The following is a 13,758-nucleotide window of genomic DNA, read 5'->3' as shown; positions in this document are numbered from 1 at the left end:
AATCTTGTTTATGAACGGGATAAAGAAGAAAACTCCCGTCATGCTAAATGACCGGAGCTCTCTTTTTGTTAACAACTAATTTATAACCTACACCTCGAATGGAATCGATATGAACGGATTCTGGATCTAGCTCAAGCTTTTTACGGAGTGAACTTACATGCACATCAACTGTACGCTGTCCACCAATATAATCAAAGCCCCAAACAGCGTTCATAAGATCATCTCTTGTCAGCACTACCCCGGGTTTACGGGCCAAATATAACAATACCTCGAACTCTTTAGGTCGAAGGTTGATGCTATGTCCTCCTAAGGAAACTTCATACCGCTCAGGATAGATTTCTAGTTGTCCCAGAATGATCGTTGAAGCAGATATAGGTGTCTCTTGTGGAGCCTCCTCAGCAAGGCCGGAAATCCGCCGTAATACAGCGCTCACTCTTGCAAGCAATTCGGATACTCCAAAAGGTTTGGTTATATAATCATCAGCACCGGATTTCAGCCCTCTAACCACATCTTCTTCAGCATTTTTAGCAGTCAATACGATAATAGGTGTGCGGATACCTTGTCCACGCAATTTATCAAGGATGTCAATGCCATTCATTCCTGGCAGCATCAGATCCAATACGATCAAGTCAAAAGGTTCCCTCGTCGCACGATCATATCCTGCCGTTCCATGATCCTCTACCGTCACCTCGTAACCTTCCTGCGTTAAGTTATAGGACAGCAGCCGGGCTAGTGTCGGTTCGTCTTCAATGACAAGCAATCGTTGAGCCATAGGTTCCCCCGTCTTCCATATAGTTTGATTTTTACAAAACAGCAACAAAACCATCATATCACCGTAATGTTAACTTAGTGTAAAATTGAAAAAGTGAATTTACAAAAATCTAATCGGTCTTTTCTTCCTGCAGCAAAGGCAATTCAATCACAAAGGAACTGCCGATTCCCAGATCACTTTCAACTGAAATCACTCCATGGTGCATATCTACCAAATGCTTCACAATAGACAGCCCCAATCCCGTTCCACCGGAGCTTCTGGATCTTGCCTTATCCACACGGTAAAAACGTTCAAAAATACGCGGCAGATCTTTTTTAGGAATCCCCATACCCGTATCGCTAACAGTAAATTGAACATTTTCGGAGCCGTCTGGTTTCAGTAGACTCTTAACGTAGACCTTTACGTTTCCGCCTTCATGTGTGTAATTAATCGCATTAGAGAAAAGATTCATAAAGATTTGACGCAGCTTATCCTCATCCGCCTCAATGAACAGCTCCTCAGGAACCTCTACATTAAGACTAATGTTTTTCTTCTCAGCGACTTTACTGATGGTTCCCAGCACGGAATCAAAGAATTCAATGATATGAACCGGTGAGCAATCGAGCTGCACCCGTTTAGATTCGATTTTAGATAATTCCAGAATATCTCCAATCAAGCGATTTAAACGCTCATTCTCATCATATATAATTTGCAGGAAGGATCTCGCCGTCTTCTCATCTTTAACTCCGCCTCCCAGTAAGGTCTCGGCAAACCCTTTGACCGCTGCAACCGGAGTCTTTAGTTCATGCGATACGTTAGCGACAAATTCACTGCGCATCCGCTCCAAACGGCGAATTTCCGTAACCTCTTGCAATAGGAAAAGCATACCTCTGTACGTACCATCCTGGATCATCGGAACCGCGTCCATCCGTACAATTCGCTCTCTTGGGTTATAAATACTTCGCTCTTCATGAATCGGCTCCCGGCTTAATACCCCTTCTTCAAGCAGACGGGTTAGCTCATAATGCCGTTTTAACTCTTTGTACGAATGACCCGCCATTTCACTGTTGCTGACATCAAGCATTCGCTCTGAAGCCCGATTGAGCAGCGCAATCTCTTCTTCCGCATTGATCATTATGATGCCGCCAGTCATATTATCCAGCACGCTTTGCAGCAGATCCTCATTATCACGAATCGTCTTGAGCTGGTCTTGAAGACTGTCTGCCATCGCATTAATCGCTGTAGCCAGCTGTCCAACTTCATCTTTACGCTTCAAATGAACTCTGGCATCATAATCCAGATCGGTAATCCGCCGGGCGACTCTTGTGATTTGCTCCAACGGGGAAGTCATGCTTGAAGCTACTTTATAGCTCACAATAGTTGCTGACAAGAACAAGATAATAAGACCTGCAGCCATGATCATCCAAGCATGCTTAAGACCTTGAGTAACAGCATCAAGTCCCATTGAGACCCGAATATAGCCGTCAAATCCTTGATCAGAAGTTACCTTTCCAGCCACATATAACATCTCATGCTTTAGAGTTTCGCTGTAACGGATTGCCCGTCCAGTTCCCTCTTTCGCAGCCCCTATCTCTTCTTCACGATTGGAGTGGTTGTCCATTTCCAAGGGGTTTTTCTCAGAATCGCCAATTACTTTACCCGACTTTGTAATAAACGTTATCCGAGAATCTAAAAGTTTAGAAATATGCTCCGCCTGTTCAGTGTAATACGGGATCGCATTTGAAGAATTCATATCTACAAATTCCAGTGTGCCTGAGAGCAAACTTATTTCCCGGGACATATTCTCTTCCAGAGCAGTTATATGGGAGCTCTTAAACAGATGAGCCATCGTAAATCCAGTACCAATCATGGAAATACCGATTAAGGCCATAAGTATAAACGTAAGACGAGCGCGAAACGGTTTCATCTGAAATGTGCCTCTCCCTTTATCATTGTATCTTTTATCCTAACTTCATTTTCTCCAAAATACCAGTACGACTATGACCGTGACATAAGCCCCCCAGAGTAGATTATATAAAAATAACAGCCCGAGTTGATTAACTCTGGACTGTTACTTTGTATTACTTTTGTAAAAACACATGAGTTTATTCTGTACGGGTGGCAAGAAACCACTGATTACCCTGACGGTCTCTAACCCCTGCTCCTCTTTCTCCATAGGACTTATCCAGTGGTTCTTCAATAATAGAGGACCCGGCATCCAGGCACTTGCGGTAGGTCTCATCAACATTTCTTACATAAAGATGAATGGCAAGCTGTACCGGTGAATACTTTTCATTCGCTTCAGAAATCTCAATGATGGAATCACCGATTCTGACCTCGGCATGCCTAATCCTTCCCTCATCGTTTCGCAGCATATCAATAATTTTGGCATCAAAGCAGTGCACAACAAAATCTATCAATTGGTCTGCATCTTCCGCAATAAAATACGGCGTAACGTTAAGAAAACCATTTCTAATATAATGTGGTGCCATTCGTTGTCCTCCTTTAGACAGGCAAAAACGCCTTCGGCGTTCCTTAAGGATAATTTATAGTCTGGAACATATAAATCCTTATAATTTGATTAAAACCCATGGAAAAGCCATTCAGAGAATCTGCCCTCCTCATGACTTATCCACCGGTTGTAACCCCATTTATTTAAACACTGGCTCCTTGAATTGAGTCAATTTAGCTGCAGAATCTTTTTCCACATCCGCATGCAGACTGTTGCCGTGAGCATCCATCGTCACAATCGCTGCAAAACCCTCCACATCGAGATGCCACATTGCCTCAGGAATACCAAATTCCATAAAATCAACAGCGTTGACCTTCTTGATGCACTCTGCATAATACTGGGCGGCTCCACCAATCGCATTGAGGTATACCCCGCCGTGCTCCTGTAAGGCTTTTAACGTTTTTGGACCCATACCACCTTTTCCGATGACTGCACGGATTCCAAATTTTTTGATGATATCGCCTTGATAAGGCTCTTCACGAATGCTCGTAGTTGGGCCCGCAGCTTTTACATGCCAGCCTTCCTCATCTTTCATCATCACAGGACCGCAATGATAAATCACAGCCCCTTCCAGATCTACCGGAGACTCATGATCCATTAAATATTTGTGCAGAGCATCACGGCCTGTATGCATTTCACCGGATAAAATAACCACGTCTCCAACACGCAGACTACGGATATCCTCTTCACTTACCGGCGTTGTAAGACGTACTTCCCGCGACTCAGAGGTTGGGCTGTTAGCTCCCTCAGCAATTACCGCTTCAGATTCATGTGCTCCTTCATCATCTACAGATATCCCTGTGCCGCTCTCATATAACCAATCCTCTATATTGCCAGTTGATGGATCAACCAGCACCCCTTGGCGGCGGAAGGCCCAACAGTTATAAGCAACGGATACGAAAAAGCTAGCTGGCAGACGATTCATAACGCCAATCTTACAGCCCAGCAGCGATACCTCACCACCAAAACCCATCGTGCCAATTCCAAGCTTGTTAGCATTCTCCATAATATAGTCTTCCAGCTTGCTAAGGTCTTCTATCGGATTAACATCCTCCACTTTGCGGAACAACTGCTTCTTAGCCAGCTCGTAGCCAGTCGTACGGTCACCGCCGATACCCACGCCAATAAAACCGGCACTACAGCCTTGTCCCTGCGCCTGATATACCGCGTGTAAAATACATTTACGGATTCCGTCCAGATCCCGACCCGCTTTGCCGAGTCCTTCTAATTCTGCCGGGAGACTGTATTGAATATTTTTATTCTCGCAGCCTCCACCCTTCAGAATAAGTCTAACGTCTATTTTATCCTCTTCCCATTGTTCGAAATGAATGACTGGTGTGCCTGCACCCAAGTTATCTCCGCTATTCTCACCTGTTAATGAATCTACAGAATTGGGACGAAGTTTACCATTCTTGGTCGCTCGTACAATGGCATTATGAATATCTTTTTTCATCTCAATCTGATTGATTCCCACAGGGGTGTGAATGATAAATGTAGGCATTCCCGTATCCTGACAGATCGGAGACACTTGCTGCTCAGCCATTCCGATATTTTGCGCAATCGTGGTTAAAGCAAGACCGGACCGGGTAGCCCTGTCTTCCAGCGCGCGACCTTTTGCAACTGCCCGGCGTACATCTCCCGGCAAATTCGTGGAAGTTTCTACGATAAGGTTATAAATACTGTCTTCAAAATGCTGCATCTTCATTCAAGCTCCTCTCGGCAGTTCCAGGTTATCTAAAGTTTGATACAATTAGTATAATAATATCATACCTAGCACCGCATGAAAGGGGTTACTTTAAAATTGAGCTACCATTTTTCTGCCTATCTATATCGTCTTCAGTATATTCAGCGCTGGAGCTTGATGCGCAGCACCGCACCGGAGAACGTCGCTGAGCATTCTTTTCATGTTGCATTGCTCACACATATGCTCTGTTCCATCGGTAATGTTCATTTTGGACGTTCACTAAACGCGGAACGAGCAGCAACCATAGCTCTTTTCCATGATGCCAGCGAAGTATTCACAGGCGACATTGCCACGCCGGTAAAATACAACAATCCTCGCTTGCTCACCAGCTTCCGCGAAATGGAAAAAGTTGCGGCTGATCGCTTAACTGGAATGATTCCATCAGAGCTAAAAAGCATCTACACTCAGCTCATACGACCGGAAGACAGCCCTCCCGATTCGGAGGACATTCTGCTGCACAGCTATGTGAAAGCCGCTGATCGGCTGGATGCTTATTTGAAATGCGTATGGGAGGTTGCTGCAGGCAACCGAGAATTTGCCGCCGCGAAGGAGCAGACAGCAGCAAAACTTCGTGGGCTTGGCCTGCAGGAAGTGGATTATTTTCTGGCTCATATGGCACCGAGCTTCGAAATGTCTCTCGATGAGCTCTCTGCCGGAAACTAAACACCATCTACACAATAGAAAAAAGGACCTCCGCATGAATCTCGCAGGGGTCCCTTTAGTGATTAATAATAAAAATACAAGCGTTACGTTACTGATTCAGTCAGGATATCCCAGTCTTTAAAAATCGGCTGCAAACCCTTCGTATATAGCATTTCCGTAATCTCCTGCACACTGCGGCTATCGGATATTTCGAATTGCGGAGTTCCCCCTGCATTAGTGTGACCGCCCACCTCAGTAGTGACCCCGGCTGACATCTTAGTTATTCCTAGATGAATTAAATGATCGCGTAGAGAGGCAGGCTCTCTTGTAGATAAAGTAATGCCCGAACGGGGTAAAAATAACCGGTATGCCAAAATAATCTGCACTAGTGATCGATCGGTAACATCGCACTCTGGGTTAAATTCCCCTAAATAAGGCCGAAACCGTGGGGGTGACAGGCTGATCTCGCAATCTGGATACCGATCCTGTAGATAGCGGGCATGCATGGCACTTTGGAATGCCTCTTGCCGCCAATCGTACATCCCGAGCAACGTACCAATATTCACAGAACGAAAACCTGCCTGACAGCCGCGTTCAGGTGCATCCAGGCGATTTCGGTAGTTTCTTTTAGGCCCTTTAACATGCAGCTTTTTGTAAGTCTCCTGGTGGTACACCTCTTGGTATAGTGTTAGTCCATCCACCCCTGCTTGAAGAAGCTCTTTATATTCTGCAGTTGATAGAGGATTTATCTCAATACTGACGGAGGAAAAAAATTCCCTGAGTACATCTACACAATCCTTAATATATGAGACAGGATTCTCCCGGCGCGATTCACCAGTCAAAATGAGGATATGCCGCAGACCTGTAGCTGCAATCTTCTCAGCCTCCCTGCGAACCTCCTCCAAGGACAGCTTTTTGCGCGGAAAATCATAAATGGAGCTGAAGCTGCAGTAGGTACAATGATTCACACAAAAATCCGCAAGATACATCGGTGTGAACAGCTGCATTGAATAACCAAAATGTGCACGGGTCAGTCGCTGTGCAGCTTGCGCCATCTCCTCTAGCAGCGGCGTTGCTGCCGGAGAGAGCAATGCCAGCAAATCATTTTCGTTCAGCTTGCCTTTTCCAAGCGCCCGCTTAACGTCATCCTCCCGGAACTCCTTCCACAGCTGCTCATAAGGATACTGCTCCAAGCGGGCCAGTGTGTCAAAAAAGCTCATGCTAATCCTCCCTCCTTTGGTGAACCTGTCAAATTCAGTTCAGAAATCCAGTCAACGGTGACGAAGCAAAAGCAACTTCTTCTACAGGACCGAGTCCTGCCAAATAAGCTTTGCGGCCAGCGGATATCGCCTCGCGGAACGCTTCCGCCATGACGAGCGGATTACGTGCCGTTGCGATAGCCGTATTAAGCAGAACAGCAGCGGCCCCCATCTCCATTGCTTCCGCCGCTTCCGAGGGCTTGCCAATTCCGGCATCTACAATAATCGGCAAATTCACTTCTTCAATAAGAATACGCACAAGCTCCTTGGTGCGCAGGCCGCGATTCGTCCCGATCGGCGCACCAAGCGGCATCACAGCAGCAGCACCGGCATCTCTCAGACGTAAAGCAGCCGAAAGGTCCGGACTCATATAAGGCAATACTACAAAACCCTCCGCTGCTAAAATCTCTGTAGCTCGTATGGTCTCCAGATTATCTGGAAGCAGGTATTTCTGATCATTGATCACTTCGATCTTGACCCAGTTCCCCAGTCCCGCAGCTCTTGCTAATCTCGCAATACGGACTGCCTCTTCCGCTGTGCGCGCTCCTGAGGTATTAGGCAGAAGAGTCATATGGCCGGGAATGTGGTTCATGATATTTTCTGCTCCACCTTGCGGGTCCACTCGGCGAAGCGCTACAGTAATTACCTGAGAACCAGAGCTAGCAATCACTTCGGGGATCAGCGTATTCCGGCTATATTTTCCGGTTCCGATAAATAATCTACTGGTTAATTCGATGCCGCCAATATGTAACGGGTCATGCATGAAATTACCTCCCTTTGGTTCTTATAAATTTCTCAAAATTCTTTACCGCTCCATCTCAACCCCCACCAACAAAGTGCACCAGTTCCAAACGATCATCCTCGCTCAGAGCAGTACTTTCATAATTCTCCTTACTGACAATTTCACCATTCAGCTCAATGATCATCAGACGACCCGACCACTCAGGAAGACTGATCAAATCAGCTATAGTTTGAATACCACCAGAACACTCTGCGGATTTCCCGTTAATCAACAGCTTCATTCTGAATCCCCCCCTTCGCCCATGCTTTTACCTCCCGGCTATGAATGAACCGCCTTATGAATAGCTTTGGCGGCCTCATAAGGATCATCCGCTCCGCAAATACCGGACATCACAGCAACTCCTGCCGCACCTTGCCTAATGATCTGCGCCGCATTAGCGGGACCAATTCCGCCAATCGCAATTACAGGAATAGAGCTAGTCTTCACCGTTTCTGCAAGCAGCTCTAACCCACGTGCGGGCAGCCCTAGCTTGCTCGCCGAGGGAAATACATGGCCAAACAAGCAATAATCAGCTCCCTGCTCTGAAGCATTCGCCGCTTCTTCCGGAGAATGAACCGATCTCCCCAGCCAAAGCTGAGGTGCAATTCGCCGGGCTGTAACCGGGCTCAGACTGTGCCCAGCCAACTGAACACCCGCGGCACCAGCTGCCAATGCTACATCGATCCGGTCATTGATTATCAGTTTGGTAGCGGGTATACCGGCAGCCAACAGCTCCTGTGCCGCAGAGAGCAGTTCGCGTGCTGGACATTGCTTCTCTCTTAAGTGAATATAATCGACCCATGTCTGCACCGTGACAGCCAGTTCAACAAATTGTCTCAACTGCTGCTTGCCGTCTGATATTAGATGGATCTCAGCTTGTACCACTCGCGATCTCCTCTCTCTCACTTCCCTGTAGGTCAGTAAAAAACAAAAAAACTGCCCCCGTAAGGAAGGCAGTCAGAATCTGTAAATAGACGGTACTACAAATAGCCCGACAACAGAAATTCGTTCTCCACTTCCCTACGCTGGTCTTAACCAGATCAGGTTCAAAGGGTCCGGAAATCCATTCCGTCTCAGCCAATCGGCACCCCTAGTGACATAAATATACAATTTTAAAATGCTAACGTGGTTTATAGTAACATATTTTTTTATTGAAATACACCCATTTATTCACATTAGCTGTACTAATCTAACCGTTTACTACCTCGCCACCATTTACATGAATAACCTGTCCAGTCACATAACTGGAATCGTCAGAGGCAAGATATACATAGGCTGGCGCCAGCTCCTCTGGTTGTCCAGGCCGTTTCATAGGCTGCGTGCCTCCAAACTCGCTAACCTGCTTCGCATCAAAGGTAGAGGGAATTAGCGGTGTCCAGATTGGACCTGGTGCTACACCGTTTACCCGTATGCCCTTCTCCGCCAGATTCGTGGACAAAGATCGTGTGAAACTCAGGATAGCTCCTTTAGTTGATGAATAGTCCAGCAGCTGCGGGCTTCCGCGATAAGCGGTAATTGAAGTTGTATTTATAATTGTAGATCCTGCTTTTAAATGAGGCATAGCTGCTTTTGTTAAATAGAACATCGCAAATATATTCGTACGGAAAGTACGCTCTAGCTGCTCGGAAGTAATATCCTCGATCTTAGCTTGCGGATGTTGCTCCGCCGCGTTATTGATGAGAATATCAAGCTTTCCTAAGCCCTCTACCGTCTGTTTAATAAGATCCTTACAGAATTTCTCGTCACCGATATCACCTGGAATTAGGATACATTTGCGGCCTTCCTGCTCGACCTGACGTTTAGTTTCCTCTGCATCTGAGTGTTCATTAAGATATGAAATGACCACATCAGCACCTTCTTTAGCAAAAAGCACAGCAACTGCACGCCCAATTCCGCTGTCTCCACCGGTAATCAACGCCGCCTTGTCTTGCAGTTTACCTGCTGCTTTATAATTTGCCGGCTCGTATTTGGGCAGCGGCGTCATTTCACTCTCAATCCCTGGCTGATGATGCTGCTCCTGTGGGGGTAAGGTTTTTGTAGCTTGTTTATTATTGCCTGACATCTTCCCTATCTCCTCTCGTTAAGCAAATTGATAGTTAACTGATCATCTTAGGATGGCACAACAATGCACGTTTATACGCTGGGTTTGTCATTTTCTTAAATCGCTTTACGAATCTTACTTACCACAATGCAAGTAGAAATAAACAACCGTGGATGTAAACTGCTGTAAGTGGAGAGGACTTCACTGCATACAAAAAGGCACAGCACCGCTGCTGTGCCTTGAATTGTTCACCCTAACTATTTCAAAGAAGAAACATGATTTTCTGCATTCACTTCATGTTCCAGTACCCACATAAAATAAAGAGCCTTAGCTGCTTTCTCCCGGGTCACTATGGCTTTAGGTTCTAGTTCTGTCCCATTGACCATTTGACCTCTAGCAATCCCCACTTCAGATCTAATAAGCCCTAATTCATAAGCACTTTTCACTTTTGAAATTAAAAAGGGAGAAATGTCCGCCGTATCAACCAGCTGCTGCCAGGATACAAGTGGATAGTACATCGCTCCTCTAGCTCCTGGATCCAGATTGAAATCATAACCAGGATCTCCTGGCACTACTGCTGTGCCGTTATAATCAGTCATGTACTTAGGTTTATTAGCAAACTTTACTTGGTAAACATCATAGAGAATAGCACCCATCGTTTCACGTGACAGCTTACCTTTCGGATAATAGGCAAGATCTGATCTTTCCACTTTCATTAACTTAGAAATACTGCGTGTGAATTCAGCAACTGTCATCTCCGTATCTGGCTTAAAATTCCCTTGACGGTCTTTGCCCATTACTCCCAGCTGGATTAATTTTTCAATTTGATTGCGGTAATAAGCAGCTTCCCCGGTCGTCGTATCATTAGTTATTTCCGGAAAAACCTTATCCCAGTTGCCTGTTAGTGCCGCATGCTTAACGTTCCCTTTAAGATAAGCAGTAATGGAGGCAGCAGTAGAATCGCCAGTAGCACCTTTCTCTACAAGCTCCGTAACAATCATCCGCGAAAATTGTTTGGCGAGCGCTTCTTTAAAATGAGTCCCATCGATTTTCTTTGAAGGATGCCCGTTAGCGTAACTTCCGTCATTTGTTTTGCCTGGCGTTTCTCCGGCTTCAATTGACATGAAGAGGGCTGTTATCGCTTCTACTCCGATCTCGTTATAATATTTCAGACTTTCCGAGTTAAGGTCAATAAGTGTAACTCCAGATTCATCTGCAACCCGTTTAAGAATATCTACAAACTTTCTTGATTTAAAAGAATTCTCATAGATATATCCCGGACTTGCATTCCCTTTAATTCTGGACATTGGCGTTACCAGTACCGGTATCATGCCCCGGGCTTGGATCGCAGGGAGATAAACTTCTTTAAGGTAGTTTTCATACATTGCCTCAGTCGAACCTCTGCCGTAACGTCTGAACTCATCTGCACTCTCATCATTGTGTCCGAATTGAATAAACACATAATCCCCAATGCTGCCACTCAGTAAAATGTCGTTAAGTCGACCTTCTGTATAGGCATTTTTAAACGAGCGTCCTCCCATGGAATAGTTAGTTACACTCACTTTATGTTGATTAAACATACTGCCAATAATCTGGCCCCAACCACTCATTGGCGCTTCGTCGAAGGTGTAGGACTTGACCGTGGAATCTCCAAGTATAAATAAATTCGGAAGAGCTCCAGCTGCTCTATGCTGTGGCAAAATCGGTTCCAGTATGATCTCCTCAATCCCCACAGCTGTGTTCACTTTGTTCGGTTCAATCTCAATATCTATATGGTCACGGCCGTTTACATACGTATAAGTCCACTCTTTCCCTTTGGCTACAGCCGTATGCTTGACGGGTACAAGCTTTGCCGCGTCCCAATGTCCACTTTTCAACAAGCGGCTGGTCTGCATTCCTGATACTGACACGATCCCATCCTCTGCGTCAGAAGTCGTTTTTACATATACGTTGTAGGTTCCAGGGGAAGCATCCATTCGAAACGCCATGCCGTAGTTATTATAATTATCCTTTTCAGATTTAGGTTCAGCAAAAAAATAAGATTCTGTGATGAAAAAACCTGTTCCATCGGATGTAATTGAATCGGTATGCACTTCTCTAGCGGGTAAAGCGTTGGTCTCTTGGACAAAACCATAACCTAATGATGAGTCATACAATTGCGCACCGCGATTAGGATCATACCTAACGGATTGATACCCTGTTTTAACTTGGTTTGTAAAATTGAGCTTGTATGCGTTTGCAATTTGGATTGGAGGTTGCCCCTCTACCCCATCTTTAATAAGGGCTGCCTCTGTTATACCGTGAGTAAGAGTCAATGAAGCCATAAGTAAAGAAGATAAGATTAGTATATCCCTACACAGCTTTCTCACTTCATTACACTTCCTTCCGTTTCTCGAAGTACTTACCTAGGTTCCTCCATTATCCCTTTTCTCTAAAGTGATTCAAATGATGATTTCATTCTTTTTTTTGACCTTTTGTAACGTAAAACTTGGAATTGATCAACGGCTCACACTGCAAAACGGTCATATGTATAGGTATCCTTGATATAATTAAGAACATCCCTATTGATCCTAAGGAGGAGAACTCCTATCGCTTACAAAGTCAGCTTTCCGAACATTATAAGTACACTGCAGTTGATCGGTGTTCATTATCGTGTAGCAGAATCTGGGTGGGCATACCCTGATCATCATCACAAAATCTTCGAACTATTGTATTGCTACGATGGCAACTCCCATCAATATGTAGAAGGAAGCTCCATCGCCTTTGGTAAAGGGGATTGGTTAATCATTCCGCCTGGCTTACGTCATTATGTAGTTAATTCAGGCCTGAGCAACTATATCTACCTCTCCTTTCATTTCGATATTGACGATTTAAAGTTTCGTGAATGGTTTCAATCTCAGGCTGTACAGAAATGGAATAACCAACAAATGCAGCGTTCGGGATTAAATCACCAGTTGGAACATTTGGATGAATTTATTAAGAACAATATTCTCGCCAGGACGGCATCCACTGGATTTCCCGAGGAAATTGAAGAAATGATCCTTGTAAAAGAAAGGCTTCGTTTGCAAGCGATCATTCTGATGATTTTGACTGAACTCATTGATGTACAGCTCTCGAATTCAGAGAATTCCAACACAGCGAGACAAGCAAACTCTTTGTACGAGGTGGAAACTGCTCATCAGATCGAAAAATATATTGCAGCCAATATTCATTTACCGGAGCTCACGGTTAATTTGATTGCTGAGCAGCTTTGCTTAAGTCGGGTGCAGTGCCATAAGTTGTTTACAAAGGTGTATAAGATATCTCCTAGGCAGTACATAACTAACCTAAGATTAAAGAAGTCAAAACATTTACTGCTTCATACCGATTTAAAAATACAGATGATTTCTGAACAACTCGGGTTTGCTTCCCAGAGCCACTTCAGCCGACAATTCAAGCGATGGACGGGTGTTTCTCCCTTAAACTACCGGCCGAAATCTTATACTAATCCTATCAGGGATTAACGTTTATGAAGATAAATCACCGGAACATACGAAAAACCCGCTCTCCATTACGGAGGCGGGTATAATTCGCTGTAAGTTAAACTATGTCGTTAAACACCATGAAGAATACCATCAATAGCAATGACACCGTAAGCAGTGCACTAAGTGTGCGCAATTTGCCAGTCTCTGCGCTAACGTCGCGGTTCTCACGAATTCCAGCTGCTGCAAGACGCAAAGGCTTGCTCATAATACCGCCAAGCGCAAACATCGCTAGCAGTAACACAACAACAATAATCATCCACGCTACTGAATAATCACCTTTGGTCATCATATAACCGCCTGTAAGGAGTTGGATCACCAATCCATACTGCGCAAAACGATTAAATCCGGTTACGGCACTTAAAGTTCCTTCTTTCGCCCCAGACGACAGTTTCTCTGCACGTCCTAGAATGAAGGGTAGCACAAGGTAGAAGCCAAGTGCCAAGGTTCCGATCATATGTAAGAAAAACAAAACGTTCCAATCCATAACATATCTCCTCCGATTTA

At 45.0% G+C, this 13,758-nt stretch carries 13 protein-coding genes and 1 riboswitch; of the genes, 2 read left to right on the top strand and 11 right to left on the bottom strand.

The genetic code is table 11. The features are described from left to right. Window positions 1-43 precede the first annotated feature (43 nt). The 4 genes from PODO_RS09230 to PODO_RS09215 form a co-directional block, all read right to left on the bottom strand. A complete protein-coding gene (locus PODO_RS09230; RefSeq protein WP_036678951.1) occupies window positions 44-772 on the bottom strand; it encodes a response regulator transcription factor in 729 nt (242 codons plus the stop codon). Window positions 773-881: 109 nt separating this feature from the next. Beyond that, window positions 882-2,678, bottom strand: coding sequence for a two-component system histidine kinase PnpS (gene pnpS, locus PODO_RS09225; RefSeq protein WP_036678948.1), 1,797 nt, complete (start codon window positions 2,676-2,678; stop codon window positions 882-884). A 178-nt stretch (window positions 2,679-2,856) separates the two neighbouring features. Next, the gene (locus PODO_RS09220) at window positions 2,857-3,243 is read right to left on the bottom strand and encodes a VOC family protein (RefSeq protein ID WP_080742452.1); all 387 of its coding nucleotides are present in this window, start codon (window positions 3,241-3,243) and stop codon (window positions 2,857-2,859) included. A 159-nt stretch (window positions 3,244-3,402) separates the two neighbouring features. After that, window positions 3,403-4,962, bottom strand: a complete 1,560-nt coding sequence (locus PODO_RS09215) for a fumarate hydratase (protein WP_038574309.1) — start codon at window positions 4,960-4,962, stop codon at window positions 3,403-3,405. 102 nt (window positions 4,963-5,064) lie between these two features. On the opposite strand from PODO_RS09215, the gene yfbR reads away from it, so the two are divergent. Continuing rightward, window positions 5,065-5,670, top strand: a complete 606-nt coding sequence (yfbR, locus tag PODO_RS09210; RefSeq protein ID WP_155288112.1) for a 5'-deoxynucleotidase — start codon at window positions 5,065-5,067, stop codon at window positions 5,668-5,670. An 83-nt stretch (window positions 5,671-5,753) separates the two neighbouring features. On the opposite strand, the gene thiH is transcribed toward yfbR, so the two are convergent. The 6 genes from thiH to PODO_RS09175 form a co-directional block, all read right to left on the bottom strand. Continuing rightward, entirely contained in the window at window positions 5,754-6,869 is a 1,116-nt protein-coding gene (gene thiH, locus PODO_RS09205) for a 2-iminoacetate synthase ThiH (RefSeq protein WP_038569686.1), read from the bottom strand. A 34-nt stretch (window positions 6,870-6,903) separates the two neighbouring features. Next, window positions 6,904-7,671 (bottom strand): thiazole synthase, encoded by a 768-nt coding sequence (locus tag PODO_RS09200; RefSeq protein ID WP_038569684.1) that lies wholly within the window; start codon window positions 7,669-7,671, stop codon window positions 6,904-6,906. A gap of 55 nt (window positions 7,672-7,726) precedes the next feature. Beyond that, complete coding sequence (thiS, locus tag PODO_RS09195) at window positions 7,727-7,930, bottom strand: sulfur carrier protein ThiS (protein ID WP_038569682.1); 204 nt, start codon at window positions 7,928-7,930, stop codon at window positions 7,727-7,729. A gap of 38 nt (window positions 7,931-7,968) precedes the next feature. Next, window positions 7,969-8,574, bottom strand: a complete 606-nt coding sequence (locus PODO_RS09190; RefSeq protein WP_038569680.1) for a thiamine phosphate synthase — start codon at window positions 8,572-8,574, stop codon at window positions 7,969-7,971. A gap of 115 nt (window positions 8,575-8,689) precedes the next feature. Then, window positions 8,690-8,791, bottom strand: a riboswitch (TPP riboswitch). 87 nt (window positions 8,792-8,878) lie between these two features. Then, the gene (locus tag PODO_RS09180; RefSeq protein ID WP_038569678.1) at window positions 8,879-9,751 is read right to left on the bottom strand and encodes an SDR family oxidoreductase; all 873 of its coding nucleotides are present in this window, start codon (window positions 9,749-9,751) and stop codon (window positions 8,879-8,881) included. A gap of 236 nt (window positions 9,752-9,987) precedes the next feature. After that, complete coding sequence (locus PODO_RS09175; protein ID WP_244886451.1) at window positions 9,988-12,054, bottom strand: GDSL-type esterase/lipase family protein; 2,067 nt, start codon at window positions 12,052-12,054, stop codon at window positions 9,988-9,990. Between the two features lie 309 nt (window positions 12,055-12,363). Between PODO_RS09175 and PODO_RS09170 the strand changes: the two genes are divergently transcribed. Continuing rightward, window positions 12,364-13,233: an AraC family transcriptional regulator gene (locus tag PODO_RS09170; RefSeq protein WP_038569675.1), complete on the top strand. Its 870-nt coding sequence runs from the start codon at window positions 12,364-12,366 to the stop codon at window positions 13,231-13,233. A gap of 76 nt (window positions 13,234-13,309) precedes the next feature. Here PODO_RS09170 and PODO_RS09165 read toward each other — a convergent pair whose 3' ends face one another. Beyond that, a complete protein-coding gene (locus PODO_RS09165) occupies window positions 13,310-13,738 on the bottom strand; it encodes a hypothetical protein (protein ID WP_036678923.1) in 429 nt (142 codons plus the stop codon). Window positions 13,739-13,758: the final 20 nt, after the last annotated feature.

The organism is Paenibacillus odorifer (genome assembly GCF_000758725.1).
GTDB classification, from domain to species: domain Bacteria; phylum Bacillota; class Bacilli; order Paenibacillales; family Paenibacillaceae; genus Paenibacillus_AQ; species Paenibacillus_AQ odorifer.
Note: the sequence above shows the minus strand (reverse complement) of the source record. Positions and strands in the feature narration are given on the sequence as shown.

What these genes read in the sequence shown, in the direction of transcription:
- PODO_RS09230 (WP_036678951.1), bottom strand. Translation starts at nt 772, where the DNA reads ATGGCTCAACGATTGCTTGTCATTGAAGACGAACCGACACTAGCCCGG.
- PODO_RS09180 (WP_038569678.1), bottom strand. Translation starts at nt 9,751, where the DNA reads ATGTCAGGCAATAATAAACAAGCTACAAAAACCTTACCCCCACAGGAG.
- PODO_RS09200 (WP_038569684.1), bottom strand. Translation starts at nt 7,671, where the DNA reads ATGCATGACCCGTTACATATTGGCGGCATCGAATTAACCAGTAGATTA.
- PODO_RS09165 (WP_036678923.1), bottom strand. Translation starts at nt 13,738, where the DNA reads ATGGATTGGAACGTTTTGTTTTTCTTACATATGATCGGAACCTTGGCA.
- PODO_RS09215 (WP_038574309.1), bottom strand. Translation starts at nt 4,962, where the DNA reads ATGCAGCATTTTGAAGACAGTATTTATAACCTTATCGTAGAAACTTCC.
- thiS (WP_038569682.1), bottom strand. Translation starts at nt 7,930, where the DNA reads ATGAAGCTGTTGATTAACGGGAAATCCGCAGAGTGTTCTGGTGGTATT.
- PODO_RS09220 (WP_080742452.1), bottom strand. Translation starts at nt 3,243, where the DNA reads ATGGCACCACATTATATTAGAAATGGTTTTCTTAACGTTACGCCGTAT.
- PODO_RS09175 (WP_244886451.1), bottom strand. Translation starts at nt 12,054, where the DNA reads ATGGCTTCATTGACTCTTACTCACGGTATAACAGAGGCAGCCCTTATT.
- thiH (WP_038569686.1), bottom strand. Translation starts at nt 6,869, where the DNA reads ATGAGCTTTTTTGACACACTGGCCCGCTTGGAGCAGTATCCTTATGAG.
- pnpS (WP_036678948.1), bottom strand. Translation starts at nt 2,678, where the DNA reads ATGAAACCGTTTCGCGCTCGTCTTACGTTTATACTTATGGCCTTAATC.